The sequence below is a fragment of the Halobacillus rhizosphaerae genome (assembly GCF_046719735.1).
Taxonomy (GTDB): domain Bacteria; phylum Bacillota; class Bacilli; order Bacillales; family Halobacillaceae; genus Halobacillus_B; species Halobacillus_B rhizosphaerae.
Window position 1 is genome coordinate 630,992 of the sequence record NZ_JAUTWQ010000001.1, and the last position, 14,547, is coordinate 645,538.

The window sequence follows — 14,547 nt, forward strand, 5'->3', positions numbered from 1 at the left end:
GAGGTGGAAGGGGTGTTCTAGGATTAGATTTGTCAGACAAAACAGGGGTGACATATATAGTGATTAGGCGAAGTAAATTACAGTAGATTTCAAACAGCAGAATGTCCATAAAAAAACCTGACCGCTTGGCCAGGTTTTTTTACTGTTTAAATTTTAACTTCGACATCAGCTTCTTTGCGAAGTTTATCAACAATGGATTGAATTTGTTTTTGAGTTTTCTGTTGAACTAGCTGTTTCTTAATCGTCGGCTTAACTTTATCTAACTTCGGAGCATCATCTTGTTGTTCAGCCATTTTATCATACTGCTCTTTAATTTCTTTATCTGAAACTTTCGGTTCTTCTGTATTTTTATCGATATATTTACTAATCTTTAAGTTTTCTTTTAGTTGATCTTTTACTTTTTTCTCTGTTAAATCATTATCTTTAAAAGCTTTTTTTCTTTGTTCTTCAGATTTAAATTGGTCTGTAAAATCAGAATAACGCTTGTCCAGTTCCTTATCGGTAACTTTGACGCCTTCTTTATCTGCTTTTTGACTGATCAGCTCAGCACCAACCATTTGATCTACGACGTTTTTCTTTAGCATGTCTTCTTTTTTACTTACATCCATTCCCATTTGCTTATATTTCTGTTTCATACTCTCAAGCTGGGTGTTGAAATCTTTTCGTGGAAGCTCTTTGCCATTTACAACAGCTACAGGACCAGTAGCTTCTTTTTCACTGGAAGCTTTCTTGTCATCACTGGAACTTTGATCTTGTTGACTCTCATTGGAGCTTTGGCTTTGCTTGCTGTCATCAGAATCTTGAGAGCAGGCGCTAACTCCTATCATAGCTGCAAGAGCAATCATCATCATTAATATCATTTTTTTCATCATGGATCTCTCCTTTTGTGATCTTGAGACATTACAGGTGAGTGTAGCACACGGAAAATAGCTTGTAAATGAAGAATAGTAATGATTAGAATACGTGAAGCATAAATTGAAAAGAAAGGAGGAGGATAAAAAAATGTACGGGTACTATCCTTACAACCCTTATCGTCCTGCAGCCACTGCAGAGCAGGCAAGAGTCACCTTTCTAAGCAGCCCTCTTGCTCCAGATCTTAAAGGCATCATGCAATTTTACCAGCGTCCTTACGGAGTAGAAATATTCGTGCAAGTGGAAGGGTTACCTCCATTTAAACGAGTAAAGAATGGTCCTCAAGTCGGTCCGCACGGGTTTCATATTCATGAAAAAGGTGTATGCGAGCTTGGAGATGGAAAAGAGCCATTCTCTTCGGCAGGTGGGCATTGGAATCCTCACCAGCAGCCTCATGGCAATCACCCAGGAGACTTTCCGGTTCTTTTCTCCAACCAGGGTCGAGCACGTATGATCTTTTTTACAGATCGTTTTACAGTAGATGAAATCATAGGAAGGGCAGTTATTATTCATCAAGGGCCTGATGATTACAGAACTCAGCCTTCTGGGAATGCTGGGAAGAGAATCGCCTGCGGGATTATCGAAAAAACTTAAAAAGAAATGAATAAAAACACCTGGGCTTGAATATACTATTAAATATAGGGCTCCAAAGGCGCTCTATCTTGACTTCACCGGTGAAAAATAGTATATTATATTAATAAGAAAAAAGTTTCTGCCAATCCTAAGAAGAATAGTTCTGAATCACCTATTATAAAGAGTGATCAATGTTTATTGGTACTTTTTATAATATGTGATTTTTTCTTTATAGCAAAACGCATATTAATTTTAAGAAATATTGGAGGACCCATTCCTATGAAAACAGGTACAGTGAAATGGTTTAACGCGGAAAAAGGTTTTGGATTTATCGAAGTTGAAGGCGAAGACGATGTATTTGTACATTTCAGCGCAATCAATGAAGAAGGATTCAAAGCACTTGAAGAAGGTCAATCTGTAGAATTTGAAGTTACAGAAGGCAACCGCGGACCACAAGCTGCGAACGTAACTAAACTATAAGGCATAAGTTAGAAAGAGACTGGCTCACTAAAGTCAGTCTCTTTTACATAAATCTTGTGTCAAGAGGAGGTTTCAGTTCTAATGGCATTTGGTAAAAAAAACCAGGTAGAAGTGAAAGAAGAAGAAACGAAGATTTGGGAGTGTACGTCCGAGGATTGCAATTGTTGGATGCGTGACAACTTTCGTACCAACGAAGAAAATCTCTGTCCAATCTGCGGCAGTAAAATGGAACAAACAAGCAAGGTCATGCAAGTAGTAGAAAACAATAGCCTTTATCATAAGTCATAATGAAGAAAACGGCTGCTATTTATTAGCAGCCGTTTTTTTGTTTTTTCTGCCTCGTGGGAGGGTATAAATGGATTAGGATGCAATTTAGAAAAGGTGGTATAGATGATGGATCATCATGCAGAACGCATCGTATCTACAAAAGACAAGCTTAGAAAGCAGTCGTTAGAAACGGTATTAAATCAATTTGATGCTAAACTAATGAACCTTTCCCACAAGGATCAGAAAAATAAGTATCAGAAAATGAAGAAAGATCCTTATAGTTTCTTTAGAGGAAGTGCTTATTTATATTTCTTTGACACTACGGATCTTCCATTGACTTTCCATACACCTGAAGATAAACCGACCTGGATCATGGGTGACATGCATTTTGATAACTTTAGTGCTTTCCAGAACGAACAAGGCGAGATTGTTTTTGATGTTGATGATTTTGATGAAGGCTATTTAGGATCCTACCTCTATGATGTTATGCGGATGGTGGTAAGCATCAGGCTAATGACAAGTCCGCTTGGTTTCTCAAAAGAAAAGCAAGATGAACTAGTTAATCACTATTTAAAGTCCTATATTAAACAGCTACAAGCCTTTAAAGATGGCGACGAAGACCCGGTGAAGCTACAATTTACTGTAGATAATACAAAAGGTCCAATTAAAAAAGTGTTAAAGAAACTAAAAAAACGACAAGCATCTCATGAATTGGAAAAACAAACCGTAGTGGATCAGGATTCTATCCGTTCGTTCGACATCGGTAAAGATAAGTTGACTGCGGTTTCCAAACAGGAGAAGGAAAAGCTGAAGCATGCCTGGAAGGATTACATTGCTTCTGTGCACCCTGACAATCGAGAACCCGAATCTTTCTACCGAATTAAAGATGTGGTGAAAAAGAAAGGATCCGGTATCGGCTCAACCGGATTACAGCGCTATTATATATTAATTGAAGGAGAAAAGGGAAAACATCATGATGATGTGATCCTAGAAGCTAAAGAAGCCAGAACTCCTATACCTGCCTATTTCTTTCCTTATGATGAACAGTTTTGGGAAGATAACAAGCAGCAGGGACGACGGGTTATTCACACGCAAAGAGCCATGCATCATAAAGCGGACCCTTATCTCGGCTACTTTACTCTTCATGGACGAGACTTTTATGTGCGGGAACGGTCTCCGTTCAGCAAAGAAATCAAGGAGAAGCATCTCGATGATTTCAAAGCTGTGAAACAAACCGTGAAGATCATGGGGAAAATTTCTGCTAAAGTTCATTCCAGAGCTGACGCAGATCTTGAACAAGGTATCATGAGCTACCATAGTGAGAAAGCGATTTTAAAGGCGATCGGTTCGAACAAGAAATTATTCCGCCATCAAATAAGCTTATGGTCAGATCATTATCAGGATATTGTAGAACATGATTATGAGCTTTTTAAGCAATGGCTGAAGGAAAATGAATCTTTCCAATCATAAATTTTTGAGAAAACTGTTTAATCCTCCAGATGAATGGTATAATTCTAATGTTATACATTCAAATACTGGAGGATTTTTAATGCTAAATGTTAATAATGTTAGTCTTCGTTTCGGTGACCAGAAATTGTTCGAGGACGTCAATATAAAATTCACCCCCGGAAATTGTTATGGACTTATTGGGGCAAATGGTGCAGGGAAATCTACGTTTTTAAAAATACTCAGTGGAGAACTTGAGGCGCAGACTGGTGAAGTTTCTTTAAAGAATGATCAACGGCTTGCTGTCTTAAAACAGAACCATTTCGAGTATGATGAGTATCAGGTACTTCAAACGGTCATTATGGGCCATGCAAGACTTTATGAAGTTATGCAGGAGAAAGATGCCATCTATATGAAAGGTGATTTTACTGAAGAAGATGGGATGAAGGCGGCAGAGCTGGAAGGTGAATTCGCTGAAATGAATGGCTGGGAAGCGGAATCTGAAGCGGCACGGCTGTTAACAGGCTTAGGCATTAAAGAAAATCTGCATGAAAAGCAGATGAGTGAGCTGGCAGGCTCAGAAAAAGTAAAAGTTCTTCTTGCTCAGGCACTATTCGGTAACCCGGACGTTCTTCTGCTGGATGAGCCGACCAACCACTTGGATATCAAAGCTATTCAATGGCTGGAAGATTTTCTTATAGATTTTGAAAATACCGTTATTGTCGTTTCTCACGACCGTCACTTCTTAAATAATGTATGTACTCATATTGCAGATCTGGATTTTGGGAAAATACAGGTGTACGTAGGAAATTATGATTTTTGGTATGAATCCAGTCAGTTAGCTATGAAACTGGCTCAAGAACAGAACAAGAAGAAAGAAGAAAAGATCAACGACTTAAAGGAATTTGTGGCACGATTCAGTGCTAACGCTTCGAAATCTAAACAAGCAACATCACGTAAGAAACTGCTTGATAAAATTACGCTGGATGATATTAAGCCTTCTTCACGCAAATATCCGTATATAGCTTTTCAAGCGAATCGGGAAATTGGAAATGATCTCCTGATAGTAGAGAATCTGACCAAGACGATTGATGGGGTCAAAGTATTAGATAACGTCAGTTTCACTTTGAACCCGAATGATAAAGTTGCCTTTGTAGGAAGCAGTGAAACGGCCAAGACCACGTTGTTCGAAATCCTGATGGGGGAAATGGAGCCGGATTCCGGTTCTTATAAATGGGGAGTTACGACCACCCAGAGCTATTTCCCTAAAGATAACTCGAAATTCTTTGAAGGTTCGAACTTATCGTTAGTTGATTGGCTGCGTCAATATTCTCCAGAAGATGAAACGGAAACGTTCCTGAGAAGCTTTCTAGGAAGAATGCTTTTCTCCGGGGAAGAAGCTCTTAAGAAAGCGCAAGTGCTTTCTGGAGGAGAAAAAGTCCGCTGTATGTTATCTAAAATGATGCTGTCTGGAGCTAATGTCCTTGTTTTAGATGAACCGACTAACCACTTAGACCTTGAATCAATTACTTCATTGAACAAAGGGTTAATTAATTTTAAAGGATCGATTCTGTTTGCATCTCATGACCATGAATTTATCCAGACGATTGCGAATCGGATTATAGAACTGACTCCGAATGGCTTAGTTGATAAAGAGATGTCTTATGATGAATATTTAGCAGATCCAGCTGTACAGAAGAAAGTTGCTGCTCTTTATCAATAATAGTTAAGAAAAACCTGTCATGTTAAAGTGACAGGTTTTTTCTTTCATGTTGGTAAGGGAATTAATCGTGATCATTGGCAAGTGGGACTACAGCGCTGTGAACTAGGATTAAAAAACGAAATTGAAACATAATGGATTGTAAATCATAAATTACCTTTTTTAGTTCCTTATTTATCTATTTTCGACTATCATTCCTAAATATAAAAAGAATATAAGGGTTGTTTATTGTAGAAATAAGTAATATCTCGTCTTAAAACCACTGATTTTAAGGGATTTTCCCTCCACTGTAATGTGTATGAAATCTTTATGTTAATTTTGAAATCGAACTGTTAGCTGTTTGTTCTTAAATAATTCATAGATTCTGTTAGTCTATTAATTGTGGAGTTATCACAGGAAATTAATTGTGACGTGATCACAATCAACAGGAGGACATTATTTATGAAAAAAACAGTTTTCTCTCTAGCAGCTACGGTAACGTTAACAGGCGCATTTGCATCTACTGTAAGTGCTGAAGAATATACAATTGATAAAGGCGATACACTTTGGGGCATTTCAAAAGACTATAACGTTTCTGTGGACCAGCTGAAAACATGGAACGACTTGAACTCAAATCTAATTTATCCAAATCAAAAATTAACCGTTTCTAATGAATCAAATACACCATCAACGACTAGCAACAATAATTCAACAACTTATACGGTTCAATCAGGAGATACCCTTTATGCGATCTCCCAGAAATATGGAGTATCTGTAGATCAGCTTATGGCTTGGAATAATTTATCTTCCACTATGATTTATCCTGGAGATAAATTTGCGGTGAAAGCAAGCGCAGCTAAAGCTCCTAGTACATCTACTAAATCTGCGGAGAAGAAAGCACCGAAGCAGACCAAGCAAAGTAATCAGTCCAGCAATAAAACGGCTGAAAAATCAAACACTCAAAAACAGAGCAGTAACACAGGTAATGATGTAGTGAAAGAATTTACTGCACAAGCTACAGCATATACTGCATCATGTGCAGGCTGCAGCGGTGTAACAGCAACAGGGATTGACTTAAATGCACACCCTAATCTGAAAGTGATCGCTGTAGACCCTAATGTAATTCCTTTAGGTTCAAAAGTATACGTTGAAGGATATGGTGTAGCAATTGCTGGCGATACTGGCGGTGCGATTAATGGCAGCCGTATCGATGTGTATATGGCAGACCGTCAGGATGCTTTGGCATTTGGTCGTAAAGATGTAAAAGTTCAAGTTCTAGCTGAATAAAATTTCATGGTCTAACTGAAGATCATATGTTATAAAGTAAGACAGGTTAAATTTAAAGTAAAACACGTGAAATCAGATGTGCAATCTTGGTTTCACGTGTTTTTTTGTCTGTAAAAATGTTCTATGCTAAGGATGAATCATAAACTAGATTTCTGTGGTTTATTGACTTTTCTATTTAAAGAGGGTATTACTTTGCGAACCTACCTGATATTGATAAACTATTACCTAGAGTAATAGGGAAGGAGTGCTTGAAAATGAAAGCAATTGTACATGAAGGAAAAGTTGGTTTAGATGGTTTAAGCATTAAGGAAATTCAAGAACCTTCATTAGATTCAAATCAAGTAAAAGTAAAAATTATTACAGCAGGCATGAACCGTAGAGATTTATCTGTGGTAACAAAACGACATGGTGCCGAAGACCCTCTCTTAGTCCCAGGTTCCGATGCAACAGGGATAGTAGAAGAAGTGGGAGAAGGTGTCACGAGATTTAAAGCTGGAGATGAGGTAGTCTTGAATCCCGGCACAGGATGGGAGACGAACAGTGATTCTCCGCCTGAAGGGTTTGAGATTGTCGGGTTTCCGGATCAAGGTACATTTGCGGAATATATCTGTCAATCTGAAAAATATGTGGAACATAAACCTGCCCATCTGGACTACGACCAGGCGGGCGTTCTTGGACTGGCAGGACTGACCGCGTATCGGGCGCTTTTTACGAGAGGGAAATTAACTAAGGATCAGACGGTGCTTCTTCCTGGCATTGGAAGTGGAGTTCTAACTTTCGCATTAAAATTTGCGAAAGCAAAAGGAGCCCGTGTTATCGTTACCTCTCGATCAGTGGCCAAAAAGAAAGAAGCTCTTTCGCTTGGTGCGGACCGTGCGATCGATACTCATAGTGACTGGAATGAAGAATTAGCAAATGAATCGGTGGACCTCTTGCTTGAAAGTGTAGGGGCAGCGACATTTAACCAGTCCCTTGACATCATTCGTAAAGGCGGCACGATCGTAACATTCGGTGCTACCACGGAGGATGAAGTTACGATCAATATCCGGAAGTTTTTCTACGGCCAATACAACCTTTTAGGTTCTACCATGGGCAGTGCCGAAGAATTTAAAGAGATGATTGATTTTGTAGCCACTCACCAAATTGTTCCTCATCTAGATCGTGTGTTCTCTTATGAAGAGTACCTTGAAACATTTAAATATATTGAAGAATCCAAGAATTTTGGTAAGATCGCTATTTCTTTTTCCTCTCTATGAACTAGAAGGGAAAAGGCTGCTTGCTTCCATCTTTTATTAAGTTAAAAAATTCCGCAGTGGTTATCTGTCTTCTGCGGAATTTTTCTATGGAGGGATACAATGAAACGAATTGCAATTCTAGGTTCAGCTGGTTCTGGAAAATCCACGTTAGCTAGACAACTTGCTGAGATATTAAGAATAGAAGCTATTCACATTGATCGGTTGTTTTGGAAGCCTGGATGGGTTCCTTCCGATCAAGATGAACTTCATGCCAAGCAGGCTCCCTATTTAAAGCAAGAGAGCTGGATCATCGATGGAAATTACAGTAAAGTGTGGGCGGAGCGTCTTGAGCTTGCTGATACAATTATCTTTCTAAATCTGTCCAGAAGTATTTGTTTATTAAGTATAATCAAACGCTGGTGGTTCCATCGGGGCAGAGTAAGAGAGGATTTAGGCGAAGGATGTCCAGACAAGATCGATTGGGAATTTATAAAATATGTATGGGATTTTCCTAAAGCGAGAGCTAAAAAAACGATGAAAGCAGTGGAAAATCAGTCCCAAAGTTCTCAAATCATCATTTTCACCAACAGAAAACAGGTGAAGCACTTTTTAAATCAACTAAATACTTCCACTTAATACTTAGTAGCAACTCCGAATCCTATAAAATAAAACAAATCAATAACCGAACAAGCGTGCGTTTAATTGGACAATGAAGCCCTTCTTTATAGTAAAATAGAGACAATCATTAGTTTAGGAGGGGATCCGCTTGTCACATAAAAACAATCCGAAGAAATTTGCTCTAAATATGAGTGCTGCACAGTTCACCAAATTTTATATTATGCATTTACTTCAAGTGAGTCAACCAATGATTAGTGAACATTTCAAAGATGAATTTCGGAAACTGACAAAAAATTGGATTCCAGCTCCGTCAACCTTGCTGGATACACTCCATGAGATGACCGAAGAAGGACTGCTGGAGAGAAGAGAAGATTTTAAATCTCACTCTCGGAAAAGACAAAAAGTCTATTGGTATTATTTAACCAACCAGGGAAAAGAAGAATTTGATGTTCTTAAAAAAAGGTACAAAATCTTATTTGAAGAACAGCTTCAAATCCTCCATCAAATAATGAAGGATGTTTATCAATAATTTAAATACGCCGTTTTGAGCACAAGAGAGAGGAGGATGGCAAGACGATATGAGAATAAGCGTTCTGGATCAAAGCCCTATTTCCAAAGGTCAAACAGCAGAAGATGCGCTGAGCCAAACTCTTGAATTGGCACAGTGGGCAGAAGAACTGGGATATTATCGTTATTGGGTGGCAGAGCATCATAATACGAATGGACTGGCGAGTACCTCTCCAGAAGTATTAATCAGCCGGATCGCATCACTCACCCAATCGATACGTGTCGGCTCCGGCGGCGTTCTTCTTCCCCAGTATAGTCCACTCAAAGTCGCTGAAAACTTTAAAATGTTAGAAGCTCTATTCCCAGACAGAATAGACCTGGGACTAGGACGTTCGCCAGGAGGTGGAAGAAAGACGAGGCTTGCTTTAACGGATGGAATCGAAAAATCTTTAAGCTCTTTTTCCAGGCAAGTAAGAGAGCTTCACCAATTTCTATATCATTCTTTTGAAAAAGGGGATAAGTACTTTGGCGTTTCTGCTAAACCTGATACAAGTCACCAGCCGGAAACGTGGATACTCGGTTTATCTTCACGCGGGGCCAAACATGCAGCACTGAACGGGACAGGATTTACTTTTGGACATTTTATCAGCCCGGACCAAGGGGAAGAAGCTATTCAGACCTATAAAGAAAGATTTCAGCCATCGTTTGCTCTTCAGGCTCCAAAAATTAATGCGTGTGTGTTTGTAATATGTGCAGAAACACAGGAAGAAGCGGAAGAACTGGCCATAAGTCAAGATATGTGGCTGCTGCAAGTAGAGAAGGGATTAGACACCCGTGTGTATTCGAGTGAAGAGCTGAAAAAATGGAGTCTTCTGCCGGAAGAACTTGAGAAAATAAAGAAAAATAGACAGAGAGCAATAATTGGTGATCCAGAAACCGTGATAAGAGAACTTCAAGAATTAGAGGGAAAGTATGGCACGGATGAATTCCTGATTATATCGAATATATTTGACTTTGAGGCACGAAAGAAATCGTACCGTTTAGTAGCAGAACAATTAGGATTAACAAAATGATTCCCATATGAGAAATTCACCCATACGGATTGCCCTTTCTCTTCATATATATTATTAAAGGGGGGAGAGCTATGGGTTACGGTTATGGTGGAGGATTTGCATTAATTGTTGTTTTGTTTATTCTCCTTATTATTGTAGGAGCTGCCTGGCTATAGGATAAGGATTAAAAAGCGTGGCCTAGGCTGCGCTTTTTTACATAAGAGCGAATATTTAATTATTTTATGTGCAGGATGCAGTGCGGTATAATGGTTTCACTAGTAGTTCTACGAGTAAAGGAAGGCGAATTAATGACATTATCTATCGGAAACGTCCACAAGCTTCATGTACTAAAAAAAATAACAGAAGGTTTTATTTTAACAGCTCACAACGAGGAAGTGCGGCTTCCTGATGAAGAGGTTAGCGGGGAGATCGAATTAGGTGAAGAGATTTCCGTCTTTATTTATCCCGACAAACAAGGCAAACTATTAGCAACGATGGAGCTTCCGGAAGTGCGGATCGACAGTTACGGCTGGGCAGAAGTGGCAGAAGTTCTTCCTCATCTGGGAGTATTCGTAAACATTGGAATCCAAAAAGAAATTCTAGTATCAAAGGACGAGCTTCCCTTATTAAAGTCCGTTTGGCCCAAAACCGGCGATTTTTTGTTTGTTAGTCTAGAAACAGACAAAAAAGGCAGATTATTGGCAGAGCCCATTTCTGAGAATGAAGTGACGGATGATCTTACTCCTGCTCCTGCTTCTATTCTGAATAATGAAATTGTTGGAAGGGTTTATCGCTCTACAAAGGCAGGGTCATTTATTTTAAGTGAAGAAGGGTACCGGGGATTTATCCATCCTTATGAGAGGAAAATCGAGCCTCGTCTGGGTGAAACTATCCAGGGCCGTGTAATTGATGTAAAAGAGGATGGTACCATTAATGTATCTCTTCTGCCGTTAAAACAAGATATGATGAAAGATGATGCAGAAGTCATTCTTGATTATTTAGAAGAGACGGGCGGTGCGATGTTCCTTCATGATAAAAGCGATCCTGAGGATATCCGGCATACGCTGAATATGAGCAAAGCTGCATTCAAACGAGCAATTGGAAAGCTTTTGAAAGAAGATAAAATTGAGAAGAATATGGAGAAAACCACCCTCAAATAAAAACGTACAGAAGGATCATCCGCGGTAAAGAGTTTAGCTGTAACTTGTAAGCTGAAGAGAGAGCAAGGAGAGTGATTAATTAATATACTCTCCCATTGAACCTATCACTAACATGTTTTTGAGAGTCTAGAGAAGTCTAGGCTCTTTTTTTATAAATTTTTTCATAACCATTGTTATACATGACTTTTAATTGAAAAGTGCGGAACTGATCGGGCACTCCTAAAGATCTTGTTACCTCCTCAACTACATCGTCTTCTTTCGTATCTTCATCAAACGAGAATTTGTGAAAATTAGTGATCAGCTGATTAAAGGCTTTAGTACCTGTTACTTGCTGACCATCTAAATCTTGCAGAAAAGCTTTCTTATAGGAAGCAGTATCCGAAAAATTGATTTGATATGTTCTATTTGTTCCGTAATCAATAGTTAGATCAAAGCCAGAAAAGTTAAGGTTATCGCTAGTGGAATCCTTTTGATCCTGATAACTAACTTTAGCAGGATCAAGATTGTTAGAAGGCTGTACATTGTTTTGTCCGTTGCAGCCCGCGTTTGCTATGAGGAATAATCCACTAATTAGAATGGTCACGGTGATTTTCATAAGGAACCCTCCAAATTGTAAGATAAGGTTAGGTTCTCCCAAATTTAAAGATGGATACTATGAAGGCCACTGGATATCCAGTGGCCATGTTTCTTTTATAATTGTAGTTCTATGTTATATTCATCTAGCCAGGCATTGATTTGAAGCAAATAATCGAGCAGACCCCTGGCTTTGGATCCGTTAATAACGGGGTGCTCGCCATTAGCAATTTCTCGGAGCACATCTTCATTAGCAATTGATAGTATAGGCGACTGAGGGTTATCCAATACCTCCAGCATCCATTTATTAAGACCTGCTAAATAAGCATCGTCCTTTGTACTTGGATAGGCACTTTTCCTTCGATTACGTACATCATCCGGCAGGTAGCCTTCAAAGGCACGGCGAAGTATACCTTTTTCAATGTCATCGATATTCTTCATTTCAAATGGGATATTCCATAAATATTCGACAAGCCGATAATCACAGAAAGGTACACGTACCTCGAAGCCAGTCATCATACTTGCCCGGTCTTTACGATCTAACATAAATGGAAGGAAACGGGTGATAAACATATAGGACATCTGGCGCTGTTTCGCTTCCCGCTCACTTTCTCCTTCGAGCACGGGCAGTTCTTCGAGTGCCTCCTCAAACCGTTGATGCTGATAAGCTTTTAAATCCAGTTTTTCTTGAATATCGTCTTTTAAAATGCGGGACATGTTCCCAATGTTAATTAACCATGGGAAGATATCAGCATTTAAAAATTCCTCCTGGTGGAACCAAGGATAACCAGAGAACACTTCATCGGCAGATTCCCCAGAAAGAGCGACGGTCGCATCCTGTTTCATTTCTTTAAATAAGAGATAAAGAGAGGTTTCGATTTCTCCAACACCTGGCAAATCGCGTGCTCTCATAGGGACTAATAAATTTTCTACGAGTTTGTCTGCTGGAAAGACTACTGATTTGTGATCTGTCCCCACATGTTCGGAAACCCGTTTAACCCAAGGTTCATCTAAATCTCTGCGAAGAAAATCGGTTTCAAAGTCCTCTTCACTGTTAACGAAGTCAATCGAATAAGTAGGTAATGTTTTACCTTCTTCTTTAAATTCTTTGCCTGCAATTGCGGTGAGTCCACTGGAATCAAGACCGCCTGATAACATAGAGACGAGTGGTTTATCGGCGATCAGCTGTCGGTTTACGGTATCTTCCAGCAGTTCCCGAATGGTTTGGACGGTCGTTTCTACATCATCTGTATGTTCCTTGCTTTCCAATTCCCAATACTGGTTATGGTTCATTCCTTGTTTGGAAAAGGTAACATAATGACCTGCGCGGACTTCTTGAATGTCTTTAAATATGGCATTTCCTGGGGTTCTCATTGGACCGAGACCAAATACTTCTGATAATCCTTCTTTGTCCAGTTTTGCTTCTACTTCCGGATGAGCAAGCAGAGATTTGATTTCAGAGCCGAATATTAATTTGTCTCCTCGTTTAGCAAAAAATAGTGGTTTAACACCTAGATGGTCGCGTCCAAGCATTAATCGTTCTGATCGTTCATCCCAGATGCCAAATGCATAAATGCCGTTTAGATGCTTTACGAAGTCTTCATTCCATTCAAGATAGGCATGGAGCATGACTTCCGTATCTGAATTTGTTTTAAATTGGTGCCCTTTTTCGATTAATTCATTACGAAGCTCTAAATAATTATAAAGTTCTCCGTTGTAAGCAAGAGCGATGTAATCATCTCCTTGCTTGTAAAGCATAGGCTGTGCCCCGCCTTCAGGATCAATTACGATTAAGCGGCGATGACCAAGAGCTGCATGATCACTTAGCCAGAAACCTTCTGCGTCTGGTCCTCTAAGCGCAATCCTATCTGTCATTTCTTTTAAAATCCCTTTTTCATTGGAGAGATTGTTTGATAGATCAATCCATCCTGCAATTCCACACATTTTAATACGCCTTCTTTCTTAAAAGTCATTCATGGTGAGAAGCAGCCATGACTAAGTTAGGTAAACTGACCAATTGATTATTTTGGTCAATCTAAATGGTAAACCTGCCCAGGAGCATACGTCAATTATTCCACTGCTTATCAAGGAAATTAATGTAAAGGTCTAAGTATAGTTACAATAAATACCATTTAAAACCATTCCATTTACTCAGTTTTGAATCAGCTAAATAAAATCCCCTCCATTCTTTAATTGCAAGAATAGAGGGGATAGATAGAGGGGGGATATAAAAATTTGGATTTTTGGTATGATAGGGGAAAGGCATTATTTTGGGAGAATTTTATAATTCGTTAGGAGATGAAGATAAAGGGAAGCGATTGTAAAACCAGTCACATAGACGAGAAAAGTATAAAGTATATTCCAGCCATTTAAGTAGTGGACTTTGCCAATGATTAAGGCACAGCCTTCAATACTTGTAGTAATAATTGAAAAGATGGTAACGAGCAGGGTGCTATTCCTGCCTTGTTTAACTTTAAAGTAGGCAAACAGACTAGCTAAAAAAGGAAAATAACCAACGTTGTAAGGCAGAGCAGATAAGGAAGGATTGGTTAAAGTAGGTGAAACCAGCCAGAATAAATCAAACCCCCAGTCATTGGCAAGAAAGGCAATGGAAATTCCTATAGGGAACATAACAAAGACAACAATGGGAGCTCTTTGAATGAGTAAAATACATAAAATCCAGGGTATCAAAATTCCTAGAATAATATTTAACAGCAAGAGGACACCCCCCTTTTTTT

16 protein-coding genes are annotated in these 14,547 nt (G+C 39.1%); 12 read left to right on the top strand and 4 right to left on the bottom strand.

The features are described 5' to 3' along the window. Window positions 1-146: 146 nt before the first annotated feature. A complete protein-coding gene (locus Q7A53_RS03290; protein WP_411787676.1) occupies window positions 147-869 on the bottom strand; it encodes a SurA N-terminal domain-containing protein in 723 nt (240 codons plus the stop codon). A 133-nt stretch (window positions 870-1,002) separates the two neighbouring features. Here Q7A53_RS03290 and Q7A53_RS03295 point away from each other — a divergent pair, with 133 nt between their 5' ends. From Q7A53_RS03295 to Q7A53_RS03350, 12 genes are all read left to right on the top strand, one after another. Then, window positions 1,003-1,506, top strand: coding sequence for a superoxide dismutase family protein (locus Q7A53_RS03295; RefSeq protein WP_411787677.1), 504 nt, complete (start codon window positions 1,003-1,005; stop codon window positions 1,504-1,506). 258 nt (window positions 1,507-1,764) lie between these two features. Further along, entirely contained in the window at window positions 1,765-1,965 is a 201-nt protein-coding gene (locus Q7A53_RS03300; protein WP_411787678.1) for a cold-shock protein, read from the top strand. A gap of 81 nt (window positions 1,966-2,046) precedes the next feature. Beyond that, on the top strand, window positions 2,047-2,253 hold the full coding sequence (locus Q7A53_RS03305) for a cold-shock protein (protein ID WP_411787679.1): 207 nt from the start codon (window positions 2,047-2,049) through the stop codon (window positions 2,251-2,253). Between the two features lie 105 nt (window positions 2,254-2,358). Further along, window positions 2,359-3,702, top strand: coding sequence for a DUF2252 domain-containing protein (locus Q7A53_RS03310; protein WP_411787680.1), 1,344 nt, complete (start codon window positions 2,359-2,361; stop codon window positions 3,700-3,702). 79 nt (window positions 3,703-3,781) lie between these two features. Beyond that, the gene (locus tag Q7A53_RS03315; RefSeq protein WP_411787681.1) at window positions 3,782-5,401 is read left to right on the top strand and encodes an ABC-F family ATP-binding cassette domain-containing protein; all 1,620 of its coding nucleotides are present in this window, start codon (window positions 3,782-3,784) and stop codon (window positions 5,399-5,401) included. A 438-nt stretch (window positions 5,402-5,839) separates the two neighbouring features. Beyond that, entirely contained in the window at window positions 5,840-6,664 is an 825-nt protein-coding gene (locus Q7A53_RS03320; protein ID WP_411787682.1) for a LysM peptidoglycan-binding and 3D domain-containing protein, read from the top strand. Between the two features lie 254 nt (window positions 6,665-6,918). Further along, the gene (locus tag Q7A53_RS03325) at window positions 6,919-7,920 is read left to right on the top strand and encodes a zinc-binding dehydrogenase (RefSeq protein ID WP_411787683.1); all 1,002 of its coding nucleotides are present in this window, start codon (window positions 6,919-6,921) and stop codon (window positions 7,918-7,920) included. A 99-nt stretch (window positions 7,921-8,019) separates the two neighbouring features. Further along, window positions 8,020-8,535: a P-loop NTPase family protein gene (locus Q7A53_RS03330; protein ID WP_411787684.1), complete on the top strand. Its 516-nt coding sequence runs from the start codon at window positions 8,020-8,022 to the stop codon at window positions 8,533-8,535. A gap of 130 nt (window positions 8,536-8,665) precedes the next feature. After that, window positions 8,666-9,046 (top strand): PadR family transcriptional regulator, encoded by a 381-nt coding sequence (locus Q7A53_RS03335; protein WP_411787685.1) that lies wholly within the window; start codon window positions 8,666-8,668, stop codon window positions 9,044-9,046. Between the two features lie 49 nt (window positions 9,047-9,095). Next, on the top strand, window positions 9,096-10,097 hold the full coding sequence (locus Q7A53_RS03340; protein ID WP_411787686.1) for an LLM class flavin-dependent oxidoreductase: 1,002 nt from the start codon (window positions 9,096-9,098) through the stop codon (window positions 10,095-10,097). 71 nt (window positions 10,098-10,168) lie between these two features. Next, a complete protein-coding gene (locus Q7A53_RS03345) occupies window positions 10,169-10,252 on the top strand; it encodes a YjcZ family sporulation protein (protein WP_101844812.1) in 84 nt (27 codons plus the stop codon). A 132-nt stretch (window positions 10,253-10,384) separates the two neighbouring features. Beyond that, on the top strand, window positions 10,385-11,236 hold the full coding sequence (locus tag Q7A53_RS03350) for a CvfB family protein (RefSeq protein ID WP_411787687.1): 852 nt from the start codon (window positions 10,385-10,387) through the stop codon (window positions 11,234-11,236). Window positions 11,237-11,372: 136 nt separating this feature from the next. Here the strand turns inward: Q7A53_RS03350 and Q7A53_RS03355 are convergent, their stop codons facing one another. The 3 genes from Q7A53_RS03355 to Q7A53_RS03365 all read right to left on the bottom strand — a co-directional run bounded on the left by Q7A53_RS03355 (window position 11,373) and on the right by Q7A53_RS03365 (window position 14,527). After that, window positions 11,373-11,831, bottom strand: coding sequence for a YusW family protein (locus Q7A53_RS03355; protein WP_411787688.1), 459 nt, complete (start codon window positions 11,829-11,831; stop codon window positions 11,373-11,375). Between the two features lie 95 nt (window positions 11,832-11,926). Further along, entirely contained in the window at window positions 11,927-13,753 is a 1,827-nt protein-coding gene (gene asnB / locus Q7A53_RS03360) for an asparagine synthase (glutamine-hydrolyzing) (RefSeq protein WP_411787689.1), read from the bottom strand. A 321-nt stretch (window positions 13,754-14,074) separates the two neighbouring features. Then, window positions 14,075-14,527, bottom strand: a complete 453-nt coding sequence (locus Q7A53_RS03365) for a hypothetical protein (protein ID WP_411787690.1) — start codon at window positions 14,525-14,527, stop codon at window positions 14,075-14,077. Between the last annotated feature and the right edge of the window lie 20 nt (window positions 14,528-14,547).

What these genes read in the sequence shown, in the direction of transcription:
- Q7A53_RS03355 (WP_411787688.1), bottom strand. Translation starts at nt 11,831, where the DNA reads ATGAAAATCACCGTGACCATTCTAATTAGTGGATTATTCCTCATAGCA.
- Q7A53_RS03310 (WP_411787680.1), top strand. Translation starts at nt 2,359, where the DNA reads ATGGATCATCATGCAGAACGCATCGTATCTACAAAAGACAAGCTTAGA.
- Q7A53_RS03320 (WP_411787682.1), top strand. Translation starts at nt 5,840, where the DNA reads ATGAAAAAAACAGTTTTCTCTCTAGCAGCTACGGTAACGTTAACAGGC.
- Q7A53_RS03345 (WP_101844812.1), top strand. Translation starts at nt 10,169, where the DNA reads ATGGGTTACGGTTATGGTGGAGGATTTGCATTAATTGTTGTTTTGTTT.
- Q7A53_RS03290 (WP_411787676.1), bottom strand. Translation starts at nt 869, where the DNA reads ATGAAAAAAATGATATTAATGATGATGATTGCTCTTGCAGCTATGATA.
- Q7A53_RS03350 (WP_411787687.1), top strand. Translation starts at nt 10,385, where the DNA reads ATGACATTATCTATCGGAAACGTCCACAAGCTTCATGTACTAAAAAAA.
- Q7A53_RS03300 (WP_411787678.1), top strand. Translation starts at nt 1,765, where the DNA reads ATGAAAACAGGTACAGTGAAATGGTTTAACGCGGAAAAAGGTTTTGGA.
- Q7A53_RS03315 (WP_411787681.1), top strand. Translation starts at nt 3,782, where the DNA reads ATGCTAAATGTTAATAATGTTAGTCTTCGTTTCGGTGACCAGAAATTG.
- Q7A53_RS03325 (WP_411787683.1), top strand. Translation starts at nt 6,919, where the DNA reads ATGAAAGCAATTGTACATGAAGGAAAAGTTGGTTTAGATGGTTTAAGC.
- Q7A53_RS03340 (WP_411787686.1), top strand. Translation starts at nt 9,096, where the DNA reads ATGAGAATAAGCGTTCTGGATCAAAGCCCTATTTCCAAAGGTCAAACA.
- Q7A53_RS03330 (WP_411787684.1), top strand. Translation starts at nt 8,020, where the DNA reads ATGAAACGAATTGCAATTCTAGGTTCAGCTGGTTCTGGAAAATCCACG.
- asnB (WP_411787689.1), bottom strand. Translation starts at nt 13,753, where the DNA reads ATGTGTGGAATTGCAGGATGGATTGATCTATCAAACAATCTCTCCAAT.
- Q7A53_RS03295 (WP_411787677.1), top strand. Translation starts at nt 1,003, where the DNA reads ATGTACGGGTACTATCCTTACAACCCTTATCGTCCTGCAGCCACTGCA.
- Q7A53_RS03305 (WP_411787679.1), top strand. Translation starts at nt 2,047, where the DNA reads ATGGCATTTGGTAAAAAAAACCAGGTAGAAGTGAAAGAAGAAGAAACG.